The sequence below is a fragment of the Faecalibacterium prausnitzii genome (assembly GCF_003324185.1).
In the GTDB taxonomy this organism is placed as follows: domain Bacteria; phylum Bacillota; class Clostridia; order Oscillospirales; family Ruminococcaceae; genus Faecalibacterium; species Faecalibacterium prausnitzii.
In genome coordinates this window covers 140295-162995 of sequence record NZ_PXUP01000002.1, presented here as the reverse complement: position 1 = coordinate 162995, position 22701 = coordinate 140295, and the positions used below count along the sequence as shown (strand labels likewise).

At 56.8% G+C, this 22701-nt stretch carries 25 protein-coding genes and 1 other annotated feature; of the genes, 6 read left to right on the top strand and 19 right to left on the bottom strand.

The window, feature by feature from the left end:
* Positions 1–117: 117 nt before the first annotated feature.
* The 5 genes from C7J97_RS02115 to queA form a co-directional block, all read right to left on the bottom strand.
* Positions 118–864: a hypothetical protein gene (locus C7J97_RS02115; RefSeq protein WP_113991905.1), complete on the bottom strand. Its 747-nt coding sequence runs from the start codon at positions 862–864 to the stop codon at positions 118–120.
* Between the two features lie 42 nt (positions 865–906).
* Positions 907–1305 carry a TIGR04086 family membrane protein gene (locus tag C7J97_RS02110; protein WP_005925876.1) on the bottom strand — a complete coding sequence of 133 codons (399 nt, stop codon included), beginning with the start codon at positions 1303–1305 and terminating at the stop codon, positions 907–909.
* 66 nt (positions 1306–1371) lie between these two features.
* Positions 1372–1689 (bottom strand): preprotein translocase subunit YajC, encoded by a 318-nt coding sequence (gene yajC / locus C7J97_RS02105; RefSeq protein ID WP_005925879.1) that lies wholly within the window; start codon positions 1687–1689, stop codon positions 1372–1374.
* A gap of 74 nt (positions 1690–1763) precedes the next feature.
* A complete protein-coding gene (gene tgt, locus C7J97_RS02100) occupies positions 1764–2909 on the bottom strand; it encodes a tRNA guanosine(34) transglycosylase Tgt (protein WP_055184384.1) in 1146 nt (381 codons plus the stop codon).
* A gap of 178 nt (positions 2910–3087) precedes the next feature.
* The gene (queA, locus tag C7J97_RS02095; protein WP_113991957.1) at positions 3088–4116 is read right to left on the bottom strand and encodes a tRNA preQ1(34) S-adenosylmethionine ribosyltransferase-isomerase QueA; all 1029 of its coding nucleotides are present in this window, start codon (positions 4114–4116) and stop codon (positions 3088–3090) included.
* A gap of 165 nt (positions 4117–4281) precedes the next feature.
* Here queA and asd point away from each other — a divergent pair, with 165 nt between their 5' ends.
* From asd to C7J97_RS02065, 6 genes are all read left to right on the top strand, one after another.
* Complete coding sequence (asd, locus tag C7J97_RS02090) at positions 4282–5364, top strand: aspartate-semialdehyde dehydrogenase (RefSeq protein WP_113991904.1); 1083 nt, start codon at positions 4282–4284, stop codon at positions 5362–5364.
* Between the two features lie 44 nt (positions 5365–5408).
* Positions 5409–6302, top strand: a complete 894-nt coding sequence (gene dapA, locus C7J97_RS02085; protein WP_005925892.1) for a 4-hydroxy-tetrahydrodipicolinate synthase — start codon at positions 5409–5411, stop codon at positions 6300–6302.
* A 73-nt stretch (positions 6303–6375) separates the two neighbouring features.
* Positions 6376–7134 carry a 4-hydroxy-tetrahydrodipicolinate reductase gene (dapB, locus tag C7J97_RS02080; protein WP_113991903.1) on the top strand — a complete coding sequence of 253 codons (759 nt, stop codon included), beginning with the start codon at positions 6376–6378 and terminating at the stop codon, positions 7132–7134.
* 41 nt (positions 7135–7175) lie between these two features.
* Entirely contained in the window at positions 7176–8468 is a 1293-nt protein-coding gene (locus tag C7J97_RS02075) for a CapA family protein (RefSeq protein WP_113991902.1), read from the top strand.
* A 55-nt stretch (positions 8469–8523) separates the two neighbouring features.
* Positions 8524–8991, top strand: a complete 468-nt coding sequence (locus C7J97_RS02070; RefSeq protein WP_005925901.1) for an ACT domain-containing protein — start codon at positions 8524–8526, stop codon at positions 8989–8991.
* Between the two features lie 117 nt (positions 8992–9108).
* Positions 9109–9678, top strand: coding sequence for a PTS sugar transporter subunit IIA (locus tag C7J97_RS02065; RefSeq protein ID WP_113991901.1), 570 nt, complete (start codon positions 9109–9111; stop codon positions 9676–9678).
* 57 nt (positions 9679–9735) lie between these two features.
* Here the strand turns inward: C7J97_RS02065 and tyrS are convergent, their stop codons facing one another.
* From tyrS to C7J97_RS01990, 14 genes are all read right to left on the bottom strand, one after another.
* Complete coding sequence (gene tyrS, locus C7J97_RS02060; protein ID WP_113991900.1) at positions 9736–10956, bottom strand: tyrosine--tRNA ligase; 1221 nt, start codon at positions 10954–10956, stop codon at positions 9736–9738.
* Between the two features lie 62 nt (positions 10957–11018).
* Positions 11019–11273 (bottom strand) — a binding site (T-box leader).
* A gap of 72 nt (positions 11274–11345) precedes the next feature.
* A complete protein-coding gene (recN, locus tag C7J97_RS02050) occupies positions 11346–13016 on the bottom strand; it encodes a DNA repair protein RecN (protein WP_113991898.1) in 1671 nt (556 codons plus the stop codon).
* 18 nt (positions 13017–13034) lie between these two features.
* Positions 13035–13523: an arginine repressor gene (locus C7J97_RS02045; RefSeq protein WP_005925916.1), complete on the bottom strand. Its 489-nt coding sequence runs from the start codon at positions 13521–13523 to the stop codon at positions 13035–13037.
* 20 nt (positions 13524–13543) lie between these two features.
* A complete protein-coding gene (locus tag C7J97_RS02040; protein WP_005925919.1) occupies positions 13544–14395 on the bottom strand; it encodes an NAD(+)/NADH kinase in 852 nt (283 codons plus the stop codon).
* 30 nt (positions 14396–14425) lie between these two features.
* Positions 14426–15229, bottom strand: a complete 804-nt coding sequence (locus C7J97_RS02035; RefSeq protein WP_097783934.1) for a TlyA family RNA methyltransferase — start codon at positions 15227–15229, stop codon at positions 14426–14428.
* Entirely contained in the window at positions 15226–17109 is a 1884-nt protein-coding gene (dxs, locus tag C7J97_RS02030; RefSeq protein ID WP_113991897.1) for a 1-deoxy-D-xylulose-5-phosphate synthase, read from the bottom strand. The genes C7J97_RS02035 and dxs overlap by 4 nt, the downstream gene beginning before the upstream one ends.
* 48 nt (positions 17110–17157) lie before the next feature.
* Positions 17158–17625, bottom strand: coding sequence for a divergent PAP2 family protein (locus C7J97_RS02025; RefSeq protein WP_113991896.1), 468 nt, complete (start codon positions 17623–17625; stop codon positions 17158–17160).
* A gap of 18 nt (positions 17626–17643) precedes the next feature.
* Entirely contained in the window at positions 17644–18525 is an 882-nt protein-coding gene (locus C7J97_RS02020) for a polyprenyl synthetase family protein (protein ID WP_113991895.1), read from the bottom strand.
* On the bottom strand, positions 18525–18755 hold the full coding sequence (xseB, locus tag C7J97_RS02015) for an exodeoxyribonuclease VII small subunit (protein WP_242852882.1): 231 nt from the start codon (positions 18753–18755) through the stop codon (positions 18525–18527). Before xseB ends, C7J97_RS02020 begins: the two co-directional genes overlap by 1 nt.
* Entirely contained in the window at positions 18733–19956 is a 1224-nt protein-coding gene (gene xseA, locus C7J97_RS02010; RefSeq protein ID WP_113991894.1) for an exodeoxyribonuclease VII large subunit, read from the bottom strand. Before xseA ends, xseB begins: the two co-directional genes overlap by 23 nt.
* Positions 19944–20786 (bottom strand): tRNA (adenosine(37)-N6)-threonylcarbamoyltransferase complex transferase subunit TsaD, encoded by an 843-nt coding sequence (locus C7J97_RS02005; RefSeq protein ID WP_242983415.1) that lies wholly within the window; start codon positions 20784–20786, stop codon positions 19944–19946. The genes xseA and C7J97_RS02005 overlap by 13 nt, the downstream gene beginning before the upstream one ends.
* A gap of 95 nt (positions 20787–20881) precedes the next feature.
* Positions 20882–21328, bottom strand: coding sequence for a transcription antitermination factor NusB (nusB, locus tag C7J97_RS02000; protein WP_113991892.1), 447 nt, complete (start codon positions 21326–21328; stop codon positions 20882–20884).
* Between the two features lie 83 nt (positions 21329–21411).
* On the bottom strand, positions 21412–21786 hold the full coding sequence (locus tag C7J97_RS01995) for an Asp23/Gls24 family envelope stress response protein (protein ID WP_005925945.1): 375 nt from the start codon (positions 21784–21786) through the stop codon (positions 21412–21414).
* A gap of 274 nt (positions 21787–22060) precedes the next feature.
* On the bottom strand, positions 22061–22684 hold the full coding sequence (locus C7J97_RS01990) for a SpoIIIAH-like family protein (protein ID WP_015538489.1): 624 nt from the start codon (positions 22682–22684) through the stop codon (positions 22061–22063).
* Between the last annotated feature and the right edge of the window lie 17 nt (positions 22685–22701).

Sequence of the window (22701 nt, the reverse complement as noted above, 5' to 3'; positions counted from 1 at the left end):
TCTCTCCGCAATTGGAGCATACATAGACGGATTTCAATTTCATGTCTGTCCCTCATTTATTATGGTCTTTTGTTATTGTAACACACTGTGCCAAAACCCGCAAGAAAAGGATGCTGTTCACAGGCGACTGCCAAGATACGAAAGCCCTGCTGCTGCACCGCACAGCGGCAGCAGCACCACCATGGTCAGCAGATATTGTCCCAACAGTGCCTGTACCCCGGGGCGGGCTTGTCCGCCGGGATGCCTGCGGAAGGAGTAGGCGTGGATCCGGCTGCTGACCTGCAAAGCACAAGCCCCGAAAAAGCACAGACAGCCGCTTGCTGCTGCCGCCGGCAGGCCTGTCCACAGCAGCGCCAGAAGTACCGTTTTCCATCCGCCTGCGGCGCAAAGCTGTACCATAAGCAACCCGCTGCCCAAGCCGTACAACATCATATTGCCAAAGATCATTACTGGGCCAAGGGCAGAAAGCCCCAATACCAGAAATAGGCTGACCACAAGGCCGAGTGTCAGGTATTCCATGCCGAAAAGCTGTACCGCTCCTTGCATACTGCCCGGCGCAAACAGCCTTTGCCACGCTTCCAGATAATACTGCAGCAGTTCTGTCTGCCGGGCATCGCATACGGCCTGCAATACACCGGCTGCCGTACACCCCAGCAGAAACGCCGCAGCCAGCAGCCAGCAATCTCGGGTGGCGTGGCGCTTTGCCGGGGTGCAGGGCTCTTTTTGCGTCAATTGTTCTGCCGGTTCAGCTGCCTGTGCCGGCGCGGGCGACAGGGCAGACTCTGGTGTTTGCACCGGTAGGCCGACCGTCTGCGGCAGCAAAGAAAAGTTTTCTTCTGATTTTGTCTGTTCATAGATCCACATACGCTGTTTTCTCCCTCTGATGGATTCGATTTGCCGGATCGATCAACGAAGCGTGTGCCTGCGGCTGCGCAGGGTGACTCCAAGAAGCCCACCAATGCAGCCGCAGAGTAGCACCGCCAGAAGGCGGCATACCACAGCAGGCTCAGCGGCTGTGCCGTTCCATATAGCAGAAAGCGCCAGCGGCACTGCCAGAAATGTACTTTGGAGCAGTCCGGTCAGCAGACCGCGCGCCTTTTTACGAAACGCTGCCGTCAGTGCACACAGCAGGCTGCCCATGCACACGGCTGTTGTGGCAAGTATCGGCACTACACTGCCGGAGCAGCCCTGCCCGGCCATCAGCTGCGCAAAACATGCCAAAGCTGCCGCCGTTACAGCTACCCCCAGCACCCCGAAAAGCAGAAACGAAAGAAGCTCCGCCGGGAAACCTCGAGACTCAGACATAACAAAACCGCCTCCCTGCACATAGTCTATGCAGGGAGGCGGTTCATGTATGCACGGTGTAAACGCTTACTTCTTGTCGGCAGGAGCCTTGTCCATGTTCAGCTTTTCGACCGAAGAGATCGCAGACTTGGTGAAGCGGATCTTCACGCGGTCAGCGCCGGTCTCCAGAACAAAAGTGTCGTCCTTGATGGCGACAACGCGGCCAATGACACCGCCGATGGTGGTGACCTGATCGCCGATCTCCAGACTGCTGCGCATAGCGGCATCCTTCTTTTCCTGCTTCTTCTGGGGACGGTAGATCATGAAGTACAGCAGGACCAGCATCAGTGCCAGCGTGAAGAACAGGCTGATATAGCCTTCGGACGTGGTAGTCAGAAATTGCATGGGGCAAAATCTCCTCTCAAAAATTCAGATAATGCTATTATACCCTCTTATCAGTCTTGTTGCAAGGCTAAAGTTTAAATTCGGGTATCCAGAAGTTTAACGTATCTGTCATGGAAGGCGGTAAAGGTGCCGGCATCCAGTTCGTCCCGGATACGTTCCATCAGATGATTGTAGAACCACAGGTTGTGCATCACGGTCAGGCGCATACCCAGCATCTCGTCTGCCTTGAGCAGGTGCCGGATGTAGGCGCGGGAATAGTTGCGGCACACCGGGCAGCCGCAGGCGGGGTCAATGGGACGCTCGTCCCGCTCATACTTGGCATTTTTAATGTTAATGATGCCGCTCCATGTATTCAGATGGCCGTGGCGGGCATTGCGGCTGGGCATAACGCAGTCAAACAAATCCACACCACGGGCTACGGCCTCGATGATGTTGCCGGGGGTGCCGACGCCCATCAGATAGCGGATCTTGTCCTTGGGCATGTGCGGCTCCACCTGACTGATCATCTCATACATCACCTCGGTAGGCTCACCCACAGCCAGACCGCCGATGGCGTAGCCGTCCAATTCCAACTCGGCGATCTGCTTCATGTGCTCCACACGCAGGTCTGCATAGGTGCAGCCCTGATTGATGCCGAACAGAAGCTGATCCGGGTTGACCGAGATACCCTCGTGCTTCAGCCGTGCCATCTCAGCCTTGCAGCGCTTCAGCCAGCGGGTGGTGCGTTCGCAGCTGTCCTTGGAGTAATCGTGCTGGGCGGGGTTCTCTACGCACTCATCAAAGGCCATGGCGATGGTAGAGCCCAGATTTGCCTGAATCTGCATACTCTCCTCGGGCCCCATAAAGATGCGGTGCCCGTCCAGATGGGAGGCGAAGGTCACGCCCTCCTCGGTGATCTTGCGCAGCTTTGCCAGACTGAACACCTGAAATCCGCCGCTGTCGGTCAGGATAGGCCCGTTCCAGCGGGTAAACTTGTGCAGGCCGCCCATATCCGCTACCAGCTTGTCGCCGGGACGCAGATGCAGATGGTAGGTGTTGCACAGCATGACCTGCGCGCCGATATCCTTCAGATCCTGCGCCGACAGGCCGCCCTTGATGGCACCGGCGGTAGCAACGTTCTGGAAGGCAGGGGTCTGCACCGTGCCGTGCACGGTTTTGAACTCGCCCCGCCGGGCGTTGTGCTCCTGCTTGAGCAGGGTGTAGGTCGTCAAAGAAGGCATGATTATTCGTTCCTTTCTGAGCACGGAAAACAGCCGTGCAGCCTCGATGCAGGCCACGAGCCTGCAAGTTATCAGAATGATCACAGCAGCGGTCTGCCGTAATTGTAAGGGGAGCGGCGGATGCAGATCGCATCCTTACCTTTCACATACAAATATCGCAAAAAGCGCGAATTTTGTATCAAACTATCAGCATAGCATCGCCAAAGGAGAAGAAACGGTACTTCTCTGCCACAGCCACCTCATAGGCGTGCATGGTCTTTTCGTAGCCGTACAGGGCGGACACCAACATGATCAGGGTGCTCTCCGGCAGATGGAAGTTGGTGATCAAACCGTCGATGCAGTTGAACTTCACCCCCGGGTACAGGAAGATGGAGGTGTTGCCGCTGCAAGCCTTGATCTCGCCGTACTTGGCAGCGGCAGCCTCCAGTGTGCGGCAGCTGGTAGTGCCCACAGCGATGACCCGGTGGCCTGCGGCCTTGGTCTCGCGGATGCGCCGGGCGGTCTCCTCGCTGATGGAGTACCACTCGCTGTGCATCTTATGGTCGGCGATCTCGTCCTCCTGCACAGGTCGGAAGGTGCCCAGACCAACGTGCAGGGTGACCTCGGCAATGCCGACCCCCATGGCGCGGATGGTGTCCATTAGCTCCGGGGTAAAGTGCAGCCCGGCGGTGGGAGCAGCTGCGCTGCCCAGCTCCTTGGCATAGACGGTCTGGTACTGGCTCTGATCCTCCAGCTGCTTTGTGATGTAGGGCGGCAGAGGCATCTTGCCAAATTCATCCAGCTTTTCATAAAGCGTTTCGGTATCATAATAGAATGTAACGTACTTGTTGCCGTCCTCCATGGTCTCGTCCACCACGGCGGTCAGACTGCCGTCGCCAAAGCTTACCTTCGTGCCGGGCTGCATCCGCTTGCCGGGCTTTGCCAGGCACTCCCACTGGTCTCCCTTCACCTGCCGCAGCAGCAGCAGCTCGCACACGGCACCGGTAGGCTGCTTGACGCCCACGATGCGGGCGGGCAGCACCTTGGAATTATTCACTACTAAAAGATCTCCCGGCTCCAGAAATTCCGGCAGGTCGCGGAATACCTTGTGCTGAATGCTGTCGTCCTTTTGGCTCAGAACCATCAGCCGTGCCGCATCCCGCGGGGACGCAGGTTCCTGTGCAATGAGCTCTTTGGGTAAATCATACCAAAAATCTTTTTTTAACATACTGTGCATTTGCCTTTCCGATGATTGACACGGACAACGTATCAATGATATTATAGAATCTGTATAAACAGTATCTATTATATTGCATTGCTGTCCGGTTTGCAAGCCGTGTTGTGCACAATGATAAGATTTGCTGTTTGTTTTTTGAAAGGAAAGGTGCTGGAAATGGATAGACAGTATAAAGTGGGTATCGTAGGCGCAACTGGTATGGTGGGTCAGCGTTTTGTGACTCTGCTGGAGAATCATCCCTGGTTCAAGCTGACCGTGCTGGCTGCATCCGGCCGCAGTGCGGGCAAAAGCTATGAGGATGCAGTGGGCTCCCGCTGGGCCATGACTACTCCCATGCCGGAGAGCGTGAAGAAGATGACCGTTTTGGACGCTTCCAAGGTAGAGGAAGTTGCTTCGCAGGTGGATTTTGTTTTCTGCGCTGTCAATATGCCCAAGGACGAGATCAAAGCACTGGAGGAAGCATACGCCAAGGCTGAGTGCCCGGTGGTCTCCAACAACAGTGCCCATCGTTTCACCCCGGACGTTCCCATGGTGGTTCCCGAGATCAACGCCGACCATATCGAGATCATCCCTGCCCAGCGCAAGCGTCTGGGCACCAAGCGCGGCTTCATCGCGGTCAAGTCCAATTGCAGCCTGCAGAGCTATGTGCCCGCCCTGCATCCCCTGATGAAGGACTTTGGCGTGAGTAAGGCACTGGTGTGCACCTATCAGGCCATTTCCGGCGCTGGTAAGACCTTTGACCGGATGCCTGAGATTGTGGACAACGTGATCCCCTACATCGGCGGCGAGGAGGAAAAGAGCGAGCGCGAGCCGCTGAAGCTGTGGGGCCACATTGAGGGCGACCGGATCGTCAATGCCGAGAAGCCGGTCATCACTGCACAGTGCTTCCGTGTGCCTGTTTCGGACGGCCACACCGCAGCCGTGTTCGTAAGCTTTGACAAAAAGCCCACCAAGGAGCAGATGTTGGAAGCTTGGGCGAACTTCCGCGGCCCTGCACAGGAACTGAACCTGCCCAGCGCTCCCAAGCAGTTCCTGCACTACTTTACCGAGCCGGATCGTCCGCAGCCCAAGCTGGATCGCAACACCGAAAACGGTATGGCAGTGTGCATCGGCCGTCTGCGGGAGGACACCCTGTTTGATTACAAGTTTGCCTGCATGAGCCACAACACCCTGCGCGGTGCTGCCGGCGGTGCTGTGCTGCTGGCCGAGCTGCTGGCAGCAAAGGGCTATATGGACTAATGCCTGAATTTTTGCGCGATACACGCAGCAAAGGAGTTTTTACTATGAAGAAGCCTGTCTTTACCGGTGCGGGTGTTGCCATCATCACCCCGATGTACGAGGACGGAAGCATCAACTTTGACGAGTTGGGCCGCATTATCGAGGATCAGATCGCCCGCCACACCGATGCCATCATCATCTGCGGCACCACCGGCGAGTGTTCTACCATGACCGATGAGGAGCAGCTGGCCGCCATCAAGTTCACCGTGGATACGGTCAATCACCGCGTACCGGTCATTGCCGGTGCCGGTTCGAACGATACCGACCACGGCTGCGCACTGGCAGCAAAGTCTGCCGCCTGCGGTGCCGATGCCCTGCTGATGGTCACCCCCTACTACAACAAGACCTCGCAGGCCGGTCTGGTGGCGCACTTTACCGCCATGGCTGAGGCCGGCGGCATCCCGGTCATCCTGTACAATGTACCCTCCCGCACGGGTCTGAACATTGCACCCGAGACTGCTCTGGAGCTGAGCAAGCACCCGCTCATCAACGGCATCAAGGAGGCCTCCGGCAACATCTCTCAGGTGGCCAGAGTTGCTGCACTGTGCGGTGATGCGCTGAACATCTACTCCGGTAACGACGATCAGGTGGTTCCCCTGCTGGCACTGGGCGGCAAGGGTGTCATCAGCGTGGTGTCCAATGTTGCGCCGGAACTGGTGCATAACTGCTGTCAGGCTTTCTTTGACAGAGATACCGCCAAGGCCTGCGCTTTGCAGCTGGAAATGCTGCCGCTGGAGGAGGCTCTGTTCTGCGAGGTGAACCCCATTCCGGTCAAGTATGCCATGAACGTGCTGGGCTGGAACGCAGGCGAATGCCGTCTGCCGCTGGTAGAGCCCAGCGATGCCCACAAGGCAAAGATCGAGCAGGCTCTGCAGGCTGCAGGTCTGATCAAGGAATAACAACAGCGTACAGAATGCCCGGGATCTTCAGCTTCCGGGCATTCTGCCATATTATAGAAATGAGGAAACAGCAATGACAGAGATCGTGATTCAGGGTATTGGCGGCCGCATGGGCCATGTGCTGTGCGATATGATCGCACAGCGGGAGGACTGCTGTGTGGTGGCCGGTATTGATATGAAGGACGGCGAGCAAAACGGCATTCCGGTCTACGACAGTCTGGAAAAGCTGAACGGCAAGGGCGATGTGATCATCGACTTCAGTTCCCCTGCCGCAGTGGAAAAGGCATTGCCCTACTGCCAGACCCACAAGCTGCCCATCGTGGTGTGCACCACCGGCCTTTCGGAGGAGCTGCAGCTGAAGGTAGTGCAACTGTCCCGCAGCGTTCCGGTGTTCAAGAGCGCCAATATGTCCATGGGCATCAATGTACTGGCAGAGCTGTGCAAGCGAGCCTCTGCTGTGCTGGGTATCAACTATGATATCGAGATCGTGGAGCAGCATCACCACAACAAGCTGGATGCCCCCAGCGGAACGGCACTGATGCTGGCCGACGCCATCAACGAGGGAAATAACGGCGCGTACCATTATGTGTACGACCGCTCCTCCGTGCGCCAGAAGCGTGACCCGAAGGAAATCGGCATCAGCTCTGTGCGCGGCGGCAGCATCGTGGGCGACCACGAGGTGCTGTTCTGCGGCCCGGACGAGGTGATCACCCTGCGGCATACCGCCTATTCCCGCAGCATCTTTGCCAACGGTGCAGTAAATGCTGCGGTCTATCTGGCAAAAAAAGAGCCGGGTCTGTACGATATGGGCGATCTGATCGCTGCACTTTGAAAAACGAGCTGCCCGGCATACGCCGGGAGAAGAGGTGAACGATGAAGCAGGAGCCTTTAAAGCGGCGGCGTCCGGCTGCCCGTAAGCGCGGCCAAAAACAAACGCTCCGGGCGGTGGTGCTGTCGGTTCTGGCTGTGAGCGTGATAGCATTGTGTCTGGGAATCTGGACAAGGCTGCCGGGAGAAGATGTACCGGTGGGCGGCGTCGAGCCGCCGGAGGAGGTGTTATCCCCTGTTTCATCCGTTGCGACCCCGGAGCCGGAGCCCGAACCGCAGCCTGTGGTGGAAACCATCCGTTTTTCCGCAACAGGAGATAACCTGATCCATTCTCCCATTTATAATCAGGCCGCCCGCCGGGCAGGCGAAGACGGAAAGTACAGCTTTGATTACTGCTATGAGCACATTGCTCCTTTCTATGCGGAACAGGATGTGAACTGGATCAATCAGGAGACCCTTTGCAGCGACACCCTTGCACCCTCCACCTACCCATGCTTTTCCACCCCCGGCGACTGTGCGCGGGCGCTGTACCGTGCCGGGGTGCGGGTGTTCAGCCTGTCCAATAACCACACCTATGATAAGGGCGCGTCCGGCATTGCGGCTACTCTGCAATTCTGGGAGTCCATGCCGGAGGATGTAGTCACCACCGGTCTGTGGTGCGGCGAAGAGGACTACGACCGCATCCCGCTGCAAACCGTCAACGGTGTGACCATCGCCTATCTCTCCTATACTGAACACACCAACGGTATCCGCCAGAATAAGAATATGACAGCCAATGTCATCTACACCAGCCAGACCGATGTGATCGAGCATCAGGTGCGCTTAGCGCGTCAGCAGGCGGACTTTGTGGTGGTGGGAGTGCATTGGGGCGTAGAGAACAGCCACGCCGTCGTGGACAGTCAGCGCACACTGGCGCAGAATCTGGCAGACTGGGGCGCAGATGTCATCGTGGGCACCCATCCGCATGTGCTGCAGGACGCCCAGTGGCTGACCGCGGCAGACGGACGGCGGAGTTTTGTCGCCTTCTCGCTGGGCAATTTCCTCAGCACCCAGAGCCACCCGGATCAGCTGGTGGGAGCGATCCTGACCTTGCAGCTGCAAAAGACCACCCAGCCGAACGGCTCGGTGCAGTGTGAAGTGCTTGCGCCGCAGCTGCACCCCACCGTGACCCATTATGATACCGGAAAAACCAATGTGCGCACCTACCTTTTGCGCGATTACACGCAGAAATTGGCGGCAGCGCATGGTGTGCGGGCAAATTATTCTGATTTCAGCCTTGACAGGATACAAAAAATCGCGCAAAATAATATCAGTGCATCCTTTTTAGCACTTACATAAAAATGTGAAATGATTGAGCGTTGTCCGGCAACCCGGGCAGAACGGAGGACTTTTTATGTACGGAGTATCGAAGATCAATATCGAGACTGACCTGATGATGATCAGCGTGCAGGACGTAGTGTTCCGGGGCAACAGTCTGTCCCGGTATCTGGATATTTTTGCAGAGACCGGCGTAGTGGTGGATATGATCAGCCAGAGCGCTCCCCACGGCACTACCATTGATTTCAGCTTTACTGCATCCAGCAGCGATTTGCCGCTGGTGATGAAAGCAATCTCGGCAGCAAATCTGGATAAGGACGCCAAGGCTTCTCCCCTGATCAGCGTAGGCTATTCCAAGCTGAATCTGTTCGGTGAGGATATGGTCACCAGCTGTGGTGTGGCTGCGCGGGCGCTGAATGCACTGGCTATGGCCGGTATTGAGGTGCTGCTGATCACCACCAGCGATCTGGATATTTCTCTGCTCGTCCACGCGGAAAACGAGGACGCCGCTTATGAGGCACTGAAAAAGGCATACGAGCTGTAACAGTAATCAGCCGGGGCCGAGGGGACAGCTTCCCTTTCGGCCCTGTTTTTGCGGAATGCGTAGAGACAAGAAAAACACCGCCACGGCAGTTTCCCTGCCGAAAGAAGGAAAAACGGAATGAAAGAACCTGCTACTCTTATGCACAGCATCCGGCAGCGGCTGCTGGCACATTTTGAGAAAAGCACACCGTTTGCCCCGGAAGACCCTGCAGCGGAAGCTGCGCCTGCGGACAGCGGGCAGCTGCTCTATGCACCGGTCTCAGGACGTATCCGCGCACTGACCCGGATCAAGGACCCTGTGTTCTCCAGCGAGGTGCTGGGCAAAGGGTGTGCCATCGAGCCCAGCTGCGGCGAGGTAGTAGCACCCGCAGACGGCATTGTGGAAAAGATCGCCAAGACCCATCATGCCATCAGTTTGCTGTGCGACAACGGCATGGAGGTACTCATTCATGTTGGCATGGACACCGTGGAGCTGAAGGGTAAGGGCTATGAGCTATTTGTACAGACTGGAGACCATGTGCAGAAGGGCCAGCTGCTCTTCCGGTTCGATATGCAGGCCATTGCAGCGGCAGGCTACACGCTGACCACCCCCGTGATCGTGACCAACAGCAGCCGGTTTGCACGGATAGAGCCTTTGCTCTCCGGCCGGGTGACTGCCGGACAGCAGCTGTTGCGCGCTAAAATGTAAAAAATGGGCCAGAAACGCCTACGGACGTTTCTGGCCCATAAATTTTATAATGCTTTTTTACAGCGTTACCTTGTGGTAGATCTTTTTGCCCTTCTTAATGACGATACCCTGGGCCAACTGTTCTGCGGTAAAGCTGACAGTGGGAGCAGCGACCTTTTCACCGTCTGCCAACACACCGCCCTGTACTACCAGACGGCGAGCCTCGCCGTTGGAAGCAGCCAGACCGGCCTTGACCATCAGGGTCAGAATGCCGATGGCACCATCCGTCAGATCAGCCTCGGTCAGCTGGGTGCTGGGCATGTGCTCGGTATCCATTGCGTTGCCACTGAACAGTGCGCGGGCAGCATTCTGAGCCTTTTCGGCCTCTTCCTTGCCATGCACCATGCTGGTCATCTCGTAGGCAAGAATCTCCTTGGCCTCGTTCAGGCGCTGATCCTGCCAGGTGCTCATCTCATCGATCTGCTCCAGCGGCAGGAAGGTGAGCATACGGATGCACTTCATCACATCGGCATCGCCCACATTGCGCCAGTACTGGTAGAACTCGAAGGGGCTGGTCTTGTTGGGGTCCAGCCAGACAGCGTTGCCGGCGGTCTTGCCCATCTTCTTGCCCTGAGAGTCGGTCAGCAAGGTCACGGTCATGGCGTAGGCATCCTTGCCCAGCTTGCGGCGGATCAGCTCGGTACCGCCCAGCATATTGCTCCACTGGTCATCGCCGCCGAACTGCATATTGCAGCCGTAGTGCTGGAACATGTAGTAGAAGTCGTAGCTCTGCATGATCATGTAGTTGAACTCCAGGAAGGACAGGCCCTTCTCCATGCGCTGCTTGTAGCACTCGGCGCGCAGCATGTTGTTCACGGAGAAGCAGGCACCTACCTCGCGCAGCAGCTCAACGTAGTTCAGGTCCAACAGCCAGTCGGCGTTGTTCAGCATCAGCGCCTTGCCCTCGGAGAAATCGATAAACTTCTCCATCTGCTTTTTAAAGCAGGCGGCATTGTGAGCGATATCGTCCTTGGTCAGCATCTTGCGCATATCGGTGCGGCCGGAGGGGTCACCGATCATAGTAGTGCCGCCGCCGATCAGGGCGATGGGCTTGTTGCCTGCCAGCTGCAGGCGCTTCATCAGGGTCAGCGCCAGAAAATGACCGGCAGTCAGGCTGTCGGCGGTGCAGTCAAAGCCGATATAAAAAGTAGCCTTGCCGTTGTTGATCAGGTCAATGATCTCCTCATCGGTGATCTGGGCTACCAGACCACGGGCTTTCAGTTCTTCGTACAGCGTCATGGAAAAACCTCCTGTTTTTGGGGCAGAGGAAACAAAAACGCCCTCTGCCAAAAATGAATTTGGCAGAGGGCGAGATAACTTCGCGGTACCACCTCTGTTTGCCGTTTCCTCACGGAAGCGGCCTTACGAGTGCGCACCCCAGAGTAGAGTGACACTCCTGCGTCTTTAACGCTCGCACGCGGCACAGCCTACTAGCCTTACGCATTCAGCCTGCAGCTCCGGGAGGTATTTCCCCTGCTGTTCTGTGATCCCTTGCACCAACCGGGACTTCTCTGGACAGAACACTCTAGGGTACTTGTTCCCTTCATCGCCATTAACATTGTCTACTCTATCACAAGACCGCCGCCTTGTCAAGAGCTGTCCTTTCTGCAAAAATGCATTCCGCTGCATCATCCGCCGTGCTTGCGCTCCTGCAGCATCTCTCGTGCATTGGCGCGGGAAAGCTCGGTAACGTGGTCGCCGGAGATGAGGCGCGCCAAGGCCTCTACACGGCCATTTTCATCCAACGGATGGATCTCGGTGTAGGTGCGCTCGTTGGACACATTTTTCTGGATGAGCAGATGACAATCAGCCAGTGCTGCAATCTGCGCCGTATGGGTAATGCACAGGATCTGATGCCCTTGCGCACTCTGACGCAGCACCTCGCCGATGCGTCCCGCAGCCTTGCCGGACACACCGCTGTCGATCTCATCGTAGATCACGGTAGGCACGGCATCCTTATCGGCCATTGCATTCTTGATTGCAAGGGTGATGCGACTCAGTTCGCCGCCGGATGCGATCTTAGCCAGCGGCTTGGGTGCTTCACCGGGGTTTGTTGAGATGTAGAATTCAACGCTGTCCTGTCCATGGCTGGCCAGCGGACCGCGGGTATGCCGCAAGGTCATACGCACACCCGGCATATTCAAAAAGTCCAGCGTGCCGGAAATGCGGGCGTTCAGTTCCTCAAAGGCCTTCAGTCGGGTCTGGGTCAGAACCTCTGCTTTTTCCCGCGCTTTTGTGTAAAGACGCAGCTTTTCTGCCTGCAATGCATCATAGCGCTGCTGGGAATGCTGGATGTTATCAAGCTCTTCCCGGGCCTTTTGCCCGAAAGCGATCACATCCTCCACTGTGCTGCCGTATTTGCGCTTCAGCCGGTACAAAAGATCCAGTCGCTGCTCCACCTCGTCCAGTTCTGCATCGTTGGTGTCGTAGGTGTCCAGCCGCCCAATCAGATCTGCGGCCACATCCTTGGCGTTATAGTATAAGTCCAGCAGCTGCCCGGCGGCGGCTGTAAGCGCAGGGTCTAACTGCGCAGCGGCATCTACTGCGTTGGAGGCTTCCCCCAGCAGATCCACAGCGCCTGCGGCATCATCACTGCCGGAAAGCAGCGCATAGCTTTGCGCCAGACGGTCCCGGATGGCAGACGCATTGGACAGCACCTTCCGGCGGTTTTCCAGCGTCTGCTCCTCACCGGCAGTCAGCCCGGCATCCTCAATCTCCTGCACCTGATACTGCAACAGGTCGATCTTGCGCTGCTTTTCAGCCTCGTCAGTGATCAGAGCATCCAGCTCCCGCTTGACCCGCACCAGCTCCCGGTACAGGGCATAGTACTCCTGAAAAACAGTGCGGTTCTGCGCATAATCGTCCAAAATGCCCAGATGATGCGCCGGGTTGAGCAGACCCACCGAATCGTGCTGGCCGTTGATGTTGATCAGACCACCGCACAGCTCCCGCAGAACGGCTGCCGTAGCCGGCATTCCGTTGATGCGGCAGCTGCTCTTGCCCTCGGCGGTGATCTCACGGCTGAGCAGCAGTGCTTCGGAGCGCTCGTAGCCGGACTGTTCAAGCTTATCCAGCACAGCAGGCGGCACCTGCTCAAAGGCGGCGCGAATCACCGCCTTTGCAGCTCCGGTGCGCACCAAGTCCTTAGAGGTGCGGTTGCCAAGGATCGCATTGATGGAGTCGATCAAGATGGATTTGCCCGCACCGGTCTCGCCGGTCAGCACATTCAGCCCCGGTTCAAAGTGCACCTCTGCCTTTTGGATCACGGCAACATTTTCAATTTGCAGGCTGCTCAGCATGGCTTCGTTCTCCTACCGTCATCTCTGCCCCACATAGCGGGTCAGCTCCGAACAAATGGTCTTGGCATCGCGCTCCGAGCGCGCAACAATTAAAAAGGTATCATCACCGGAAAGGGTGCCAACGACATTTTTCCACTGCAATGCGTCAAAAACCTCACAGGCGGCATTTGCCATGCCGGAATAGCATTTTACCAGCACAACGTGCCCGGCGTAATCTACCCCCAGAACGGACTCGTGGAAGATGGTCTCAAAGCGTCCTTGCGTCTTGGGGTTGAAGCTTTCATTCCGGCTGGAAACGTAGCGGTAGCCCTCGGTAGTGGCTGCCTTTACAAGACACAACTCCCGGATATCGCGGGAAACGGTGGCCTGCGTTACCTCAAAGCCTTCGTTCCGCAGGTGCTCCAGCAGCACCTCCTGTCGGCTGATGGGATGCTCCTGCACAAGACGCAGGATCGTCTGCAAACGTTCCGCTTTTGTTTTTGTATCTTCTTTGCGGCTGCGTGCCATCTTAAAAATCGCCTCCCGTGTTATTGTCTTTTGCGCAGTTTCTGGTCAATGGCCTGAAACTGGTCTGCCCGCCCAAAGGTAATAAGCTTGACGTTCTGATCGGACAGGCGGATCTCTGCGGTGGCACCCGCCTTGAGGGGGTAGCCCGTACCGCCGTCACAGCTGATAAATACTTCATCGTCTGCTACCTGCCCCACACAGACGTTCAGCTTGCGCTCCTGCGCAAATACCATGGCCGGACTGGCCAGACTGTGGGGACAGATGGGGGTCACCACGACGCCCTTGGTCTGAGAATCCAGAATCGGGCCGCCGGCTGCCAGCGAGTAGGCCGTAGAGCCGGTGGGGGTCGCCACGATAACGCCATCGCCCCGGTAGTGCTCTACCAGAATATCATCGCAGTAAATGCTGAAGTCGATGGCCTGTTGCAGGCGTCCCTTGGTCACGACCACATCATTGAGGGCGTGCCCCTCCCAGCCGTCCTGACCAAGCACCCGGGCGTATAAAAGCATCCGGTTGTCCAGCTGGAAATCGCCCCGCGCCACAGCGGCCAGCTTTGTTTCCATTTCGCCGATCTCGCAGGTAGCCAGAAAGCCGCAGCGTCCCAGATTGATGCCGAGGATGGGCTTTGCGTACCGGAGCGAAAGATTCGCTTCGTGCAAGATGGTACCGTCCCCGCCAATGGTCAGGATCACGTCAGCACGCTTCAGACACCGCTCCAGCGGCAGGTAAATGACCCCTGCCGTGTTGCAGCTTTCCCGCAGAGCATCGCTCATCAGTACAGCTGCGCCGTGGGTCAGCAGGATCTGCGCCGCACGCAACGCGATTTCGCTGGCAGAGGTCTTGCCCGGATTGGGCGAAATGTAGATCGTCATACCGGTTTCTCCTTTGCTGACAGTTGAGTCTCAGCGATCCAACGTGGTGTGGCTTGCTGCCACCACCTGTGCGGCGGCTTCGTCGTCCAGCACTGCGGGCTGGTCGCTCTTCTGCACAAACATCAGGTACTCGATATTGCCTTCCGGCCCTTTGACCGGGCTGTAATCCAACCCGCGCACTACAAAGCCGTTTTCCGCAGCATAAGACATGGCATTGTGCAACACCTCACGATGCACGGCAGGGTCACGCACCACGCCGTTTTTGCCCACTTTCTCGCGGCCTGCCTCGAACTGCGGCTTCACCAGACAGACGCCCATGGCGTCCGGGGTGGTGATGCGCTGTGCCACCGGGAAGATGTGATGCAGAGAAATAAAGGAAACATCCACACTGAAAAATTCAATGGGCTCTGCAAGATCCTCCGGCGTGACATAGCGGATGTTCGTGCGCTCCATATTCACCACGCGCGCATCCGTCCGCAGGCTCCATGCCAGCTGACCGTAGCCAACATCTACGGCATACACCTTCACGGCACCATTTTGCAGCATACAGTCGGTAAAGCCGCCGGTAGATGCACCGATGTCCATGCAGACCTTGCCGTTGGGGGTAAGCGGGAAGCACTTCATGGCCTTTTCCAGCTTTAAGCCGCCACGGCTGACGTAACCGATGTCGTGGCCGCGAACCTCGACCACAGCATCCTCCTTGATCATCTCGCCGGCCTTGTCCACCTTTTGTTGGTTGACAAAAACCACACCGGCCATGATCAGAGCCTTGGCGCGCTCCCGGCTCTGCACAAGGCCGTTCTGCACAAGATATTGATCCAACCGAATTTTCACAGCTCGTTTTCTCCTTTCGTGAGGGCAGACCGGACTGCCTGCACAAGATCCGCAGCGTCCAGACCGGTGCACTGCTTGATCTGCGGAACAGTCGCGTGCGGCAGGCAGGCCGTGTGGACAGCGCAGTGTAAAAAGCGGCCGTTCCAGCCTTTTTGCTGCAAAGCATATGCCAGATGTTCACCAATACCACCAGCTGCAACACATTCTTCTGCAAACAGTACGATTTTATATTTCGACACAGTATCGATAAGTTTATCTGTAAAGGGGTATAGCTTTACAAGCCTCAGAACGTCTGCATTCTGCGATGCAGCGTTCAATTGAACGGCAGCTTCCAACAGATCCTCCAGTTCGTCCGCATAGCTGACCAGAAGGACCTCTGCCCCGGGCGTTTCATACAAAAAGTCGTATTCCCGCTTTGTGCAGGGATACTGCGCCAGCTTTGCACTCTCGCCGCCGCGGGGGTAGCGGATGGCCCGAGGGCCGGAGACCGTGTCCTGCAGCAAATAGTGCAGCCAGTATTGCAGCTCCTCGTAATTGGAGGGTGCATAGACCGGGATGCCGATCTGGCTGAGGAAGGCTGCATCATAGATGCCCTGATGGGTCTCGCCGTCTGCAGGGACAAAGCCGGCGCGGTCGATGGCAAAGACCACATTCTCCTTCAACAGGTTGACATCGTGGATGATCTGGTCATAGGAGCGCTGCAGGAAGGTGGAGTAGATGCACACCACCGGCAGCATTCCCTGACTGGCAAGACCGGCCGCAAAGGTGACAGCATGCTGCTCCGCCATGCCCACATCAAAAAAGCGCTGCGGGTGACGATGGGCAAAGAATTGCAGTCCGGTACCGTACTTCATGGCAGCGGTGATCGCGCAGAGCTTCGGGTTTTGTGTTCCCTCCTGCACCAGCAGTTTGCCGAAAACAGTGGAGAAGGATTCCTTCGGCGCAACCTCCGGGTCCGGCATTCCGTCCGGGTCAAAAGCAGATACACCGTGATAGTTTCCTGGGTTCATCTCTGCCGGCTGATAACCTTTACCCTTTTTGGTCACAATATGCAAAAAATGGGGACCCGGCCGCTGATAGATCGAGCGCAGGGTGCGTTCCAGCTCCTCCACGTTGTGGCCATCCACCGGGCCGATGTATTCAAAGCCCATATCCTCAAACATGGTGGAGTGGTACATAGCGCGGCGTACCAGCGTTTTTGCGCCGATCAGAGACTTTTTCATCGGCGTACCAATCAATGGCACACCGTCCAGAAAACTGCGTACATTATCCTTGGCATCATAATACGCCGTAGTTGTGCGCAGATGGGTCAGATATCGTGCCAGTGCACCGACATTTTTAGAGATGGACATCTTGTTATCGTTCAAGATCACAAGCAGGTTGTCCAGCCCGCCGATATTGTTCATCCCCTCATACACCATGCCGCCGGTAAAAGCGCCATCGCCGATCACCGCCACCACAAGCCCGGGCTCATGCTTGATCTTTTTGGCCCAAGCCATACCAATAGCGAGTGAAAGCGCCGTATTGCCGTGTCCGGCAATAAAGGCATCGTGCACACTTTCGTGAGGATTGGGAAAGCCGGAAATGCCATCCAGCTGCCGCAAATGGTCAAACTGTTTCCGGCGTCCGGTAAGCAGTTTGTGGGTGTAGCACTGATGCCCCACATCAAAAACGATCTTATCCTTAGGCGTTTCCAGCACACGGTGCAGCGCCACGGTCAGCTCTACGGTGCCAAGATTAGAGGCCAGATGGCCACCTGTCTTGGAGATATTTTCCAGCAAAAAATGCCGTATCTCTGCGCAAAGTTTTTCCACCTGCTGCGCATTCAGCTTTTTAAGATCGCTGGGCTGATCGATCTTGTCCAGCAACAACGATTCCATATTCACACGTCCTTTATGCGTTTGTACTTTGGGCATCTCTGCCGTCTTTTACACGACCGGGAACAGAAAGCCTACCAGGGAGCCGAGCAGTACGCCCGCCACGACTTGCAGCGGCGTGTGGCCGACCATTTCTTTCAGGTGCATATTCTGCAAAAAGGGAGCGTTTTTCTCGCTTACATCGATCCACTGGGCAATCATCTGGTTCAGCACCTTTGCCTGTTCACCGGTCTCGTGCCGGACGCCCATGGCATCGTGCATGGTGATGATAGCCACCACACAGGCCACCGCAAAAATCGGCGAGGCGACCCCGGCGCTGCGTCCGGTAACAATAGCCATGGCGCAGACGGTCGCGCTGTGTGCGCTGGGCATACCACCATCGCCCCACATCCGCTCTAACTGGAACTTACCCAGCAGAATAAAGTTGATGATGGTCTTTAGCACCTGTGCAATGAACCAGCTGAGAAGCGATGCGGTCAAGATCTGATTGACTGATAAGATATTTTGAATAAACTGCATATCTGTATTCCTTTTTCTTTAGTTTTTGCGCACCAGAAGCTGCTGAGCCAGCTGTTGCAAAAAAGCTGCCTTTGCACCAAAATGCTGCTGCAGATCATTGCAGATCTGCTCGTTCAGCTTTTGCGCCAGCACCATTGCGCCGTCTACCCCATACAGAGTAACAAAAGTGGTCTTGCCGTTTTCGCTGTCACTGCCGATGGGTTTGCCCAGCTGTTCCGGGGTGCTGGTAACGTCCAGCACATCGTCCACGATCTGGAACACCAGCCCCAGCCCGTATGCGTAGGAGGCCAGTATCTCGCACTGCTGCGGTGTTGCACCGGCTGCGGCAGCGCCCATCTGGACGGCGGCATTGATCAGTGCACCAGTCTTGTTACGGTGAATGAGGCGCAGCTGCTCCTCGGTGGCCGCTAGCGCTTCATATTTCAGATCCAGCTCCTGCCCGTAGACCATGCCGCGGCTGCCTGCACCCGCGCCCAGTGCACGGGCGGCTGCCACGCAGATCTGCGGCGTAGCGGAGGCGTTTGCAATCACCTCAAAAGCCTCGGTCAGCAGCACGTCACCGGCCAGCATTGCCGTGGACTCGCTGAAGGCCTTATGGCAAGAGGGACGTCCCCGGCGCAGATCATCGTTGTCCATGCAAGGCAGATCATCATGGATCAACGAGTAGCAATGCAGCATCTCCACAGCTGCCGCGAACTGTGCGGCAACCTGCATCTCGCCGCCCAGCATATCGCAGACACTGAGCGTCAGAATCGCGCGGATGCGCTTTCCACCGCCCAGCAAGCTGTAACGGGCAGCTCTGCACACCTCCGATTCCTCAGGCAGAAAACGGGCGCTGGCAGCATCCAGCGCAGCCGTGGCTTGCAGCAGATATTCCTGATATTGCGCCTTGTATTCCATTATTCTTCCTCCTGCTCCTGCGGGGCTTCTACGGTCTCGGCGATCTTTGCACTGATTTCCTCGATCTGCAGCGAGGTTTTTTCCAACGTTGCATGGCAGTACTGCATCAGGGAGGCGGCTTCCGCATACAGCTTGACGGAATCTGCCAGCGAGGTGTCTTCCTGCTGCATCTGTGCAAGGATCGCGTTCAGCCGATCCATTCCTTCTTCAAAGCTTTTGGGTGCTCTCATTGATCTCCTCCACAGTTTCCACACGGCATCGTGCCTGATATTGCCGACTGCGCACACAGATGAGCTGCTCCGGCTGCAGCTGCTCCACGGTGCAGACCTTCCCTTTTGTATCGGTCACAAGGGCATAGCCACGGGCCAGCACACGGTATGGATTCAGCGATGTAGCCAGTGCAGCTGCGTGTTGAAGCTGCATACTTTTGTCATTCATACGCGCTTTTTGCTGCGTCCGGACAGTCTGCTGTATCTGTTGCAGGCGGTTTGAATACTGCTGTAAGATTTTACTCGGCGCGCTCTGCTCCAACAAAAAGTTGTATTGTTCTAGACCATTATAGCACAACGCAAGCCGTTTTTGTATATTTTTGTGAATATTTTCTTCAATATTTTCAAAAATGCGCTGCTGCTCCTCCCGATCCGGCACCGCAAGCTCTGCGGCAGCGGACGGTGTGGGAGCACGCTGGTCGGCTACAAAGTCCAGAATGGTGTAGTCGATCTCGTGTCCGATGGCACTGATCAGCGGCGTTTTGCAACGAAATGCCGCCCGGGCGATCTCCTCGGCATTGAACACCCACAGGTCTTCCCTGCTGCCGCCGCCCCGGGCTACGATGATCTCGTCCACCTTCCCGCTCTGATCCAGCGTGCGGATGGCTACGGCAATCTGCCGGGCAGCCTCAAAGCCCTGCACCGTTACCGGGCACAGCAGCAGCCGAACGGACGGCCAGCGGCGGCTGATCACGTTGCGGATATCCTGCAGCGCCGCCCCGGTTTTGCTGGTAACGACACCAATACATTTGGGGTATGCAGGCAGCGGCTTTTTGTGTGCCGAGTCAAACAGACCTTCCTTTTCCAACCGGGCCTTCAGCTGCTCCAGCGCAAGCTGTGCCGCGCCCAGACCATCCGGAAACATCTCGTTTACATAGACCTGAAACGCACCGTCCCGCTCGTAGAGGGTAGCGCGGCAGCGTACCACGACCCGCATCCCCTCCTCCGGGCGAAATGCCAGACGGCGGGCATCGGTGCGGAACATCACCGCCTTTACGCTGCAGGCATCGTCCCGCAGAGAAAAGTAGCAGTGCCCGCTGCGGGCGTTCTGCACAAAATTTGCGATCTCACCCCGCAGGGCCAGATCGAACAACCCATCGTTGACATCCAGCAGCGTTTTGACATAATGGTTCAGCTCTGAGACCGAGATCACATCAGCCATAGACCGGCCTCCCGTGCAGCAAGAATAGACACGCCGATGGCGTTATCACTTGAATACTGCCCCGGCACAAAATAGACTTGCGGCAGCCGCTGCTGCACCCATGTGCGGATGATATCGCTGCTCATCACGCCGCCGGCGCAGACCACCGGCAGACCGGGGTATTCCTTCTGTGCGGCCTTTGTCATGCGGACAACGGTATCTGCCACGCAGAGCAGGCAGTACTTGCAAACGTATTCCGGAGCTTTTCCGGCCGCAAGCAGGGCGTTACACTGGTTTTCCAGCCCAGAAAGGCTGCATTGCAGCCCCTTTACGCTGGACTTGGGCCGGATCTCCTCGGCGCACTGCGCAGCAAGGCGGGAGACCTCTGCCCCTGCGGGGAAGCCAAAGCCCAGCCGCACGCCCACGCGGTCCACCGCCTGACCAGCGTACAGATCGGTACTGGTGCCAAGGGTGGTGATAGCACGCACCTGATCGCACAGCAAAAGATCCGTGGTGCCGCCGGAGATATGGAACAAAAGCACCTTCTGGGAGAACAGTGCCTCACCCTTTGCGGCATACAGCGCCGCAGCAGCGTGACCCTGCTGATGGGTAGTGTGGATCAGCGGAATGTCCCGTGCCGCCGCAAAGGCGGTCGCCGCGCTGACACCAGCCAGAAAACAGGGCATATAGCTGCCCTCTACCGGGCGCGGTTTTTGCGAAACACCTACGGCATCTATTTTTGTCAGGTCGAATTCCTGCGCCAGCTCCTGCAGCATCTCCGGCAGAGCTGCTGTGTGATGGAACAGTGCATCGCTTTGCCGGAGACCAAGCTGCCCGGCTTTTACCGGCAAAAAGCGCTTTTTTGCACAAACAACCTCCCCGGCTGTATCAAAAACTGCCAGAGAGGTTGCATAGTTGCTTGTATCGACCCCGAGCGTATAACGGCTCACTGTTCAGCCGACTCCGTGACGGCTTCATCACTCAGGCCGTGGTCGCGTGCCACAGCACCCAGCAGGCCATTCACAAATTGGTAGTCCTCGCCCGCGCCGTACTTCTTGGTCAGTTCCACAGCCTCATTGATGGCAACGCCGGGCTTGTTCTCGCCGCCGAACAGCATCTCGGCCACGGCCAGACGCAACACAGTCAGGCTGACGCGGGGCAGACGCTCCATGGTCCAGTTGCGCAGGTGAGCGCGGATCTCGTCATCCACCTCTGCGGAATGATCGTAGTAGGCGTTCAGCAACAGACGGCTGAACGCGTCCACGGGATGCTCTTCATCGTTCTCAGCGTGGTTGGACAATGCCTCGGCCAGAGGAATGTCACCAAAGGTCTGCGAAAATGCCAGCAAAAAGGCGTTTTCGCGGGCTTCTCTACGGGGCAGAATGTTTTCCATAATGTTCCTTTCGCAATACAAACCCTCCCCGCCGGGCCTGCCGGGAGGAGGATCGTTTCTGATATGATTTTTTGCTGAATTCGTTACTGCGCTTCGGCAAGGCCTGCAATGACCAGATCCACGCGGCTAACCGTCACATTGGTCATGTTCTGCACAGCAGACTTGACGTTCTCCTGTACTTTTTCAGCCACAGAGGGAATCCGTGCGCCGAACTGCATCATCAGGTGCAGAGTGATGCTGGCCGTGCCGTCCCGCATCTCAACCACCACAGGCGGCTGGATACTGGCAGATTCCAGCAGGCTTTTCAGCTTTTTATTCTGCACGCCGCAGGACACCTCGGCAACGCCGTCCACTTCCAGTGCGGCGCAGCGGGCAATCTTACCCACGACCTCGGTCGAAATCTGAAGGCTGCCGCCCTGAAGATCCATGTTCTGTAAATCCATTGTGCTGTCCTCCATCCAAAGGCTGCTCCGGCAGCGGTTTCAAAACCCTGAAACCGGTCTGCCGTGTCTGCCTTTTGTGTTCAAACGCGCCCTTGTACAGTGCATAAAGGCGCGCAGCATTCATTTTTGATAGAGTTATTATACCATCAATGCGGGGGTAATTTCAATACTTGTTTGGAAAAGAAGATGGAAATCAGCATAGAATGGCATCCCGGCAGCGCATACGGCTTTCTGCCTGCAAGAAAAGCTGCGCCTGCGCCGCCGGGATATCCGCATAGATAAAGAGTGCTTACTTTACCTCCACCACCGTAATATTCTGGGCGGTCACGCTGCTTTTGTTCATCACCACATCCCGGATCTGTGCCACCTGCGCCGCCGTGAGCGGCTCACCCGCTGTCATCACGGTCAGGTCTGCCCGCCCTGCTTGCAAAAAGCACAGGCAATCCGCAAAGCCCTTGGCGCGCACCAGCGTTTCGATCTCGTTTTCTGCGTTCAGATCCTCCAGCCCTGCCGCCATTTGTGCGGTGTACTCCTTTTTCTCCTCCGCTGTCAGGGAGGAGGACTTCAGGCTCTTTTGCAGGGTATCCATTGCTTCGTCGTGTGCCTTTTCCCGCTTGAGCCGAGCCTGTTCAAAAAAGCGGGTGCCGCTGTCGTTTGCTACGCTGACAAGCTGTGCTTCGCCATAATTTTTATTGACACCGGAGGCGGCCTCCGCCTCTGTGGGCAGCGCATCCGTGATGGCAGTCTCCGCTTCTGCCTCCACTGGCTCTGCCGAGACCATGAGGGTGTCGTCCTCTGTCTGCGGAGTAATGTCTGCCCGGGCATACTGCCAGTTTAAGTAGACGGCAATGACCAGCGCCGCCGCCAGTGTCAGGGCGGTGACCCTGCGGGTGTTTCTGGAAAGTGCTCTCATAAAACGCTTCCTCCTTT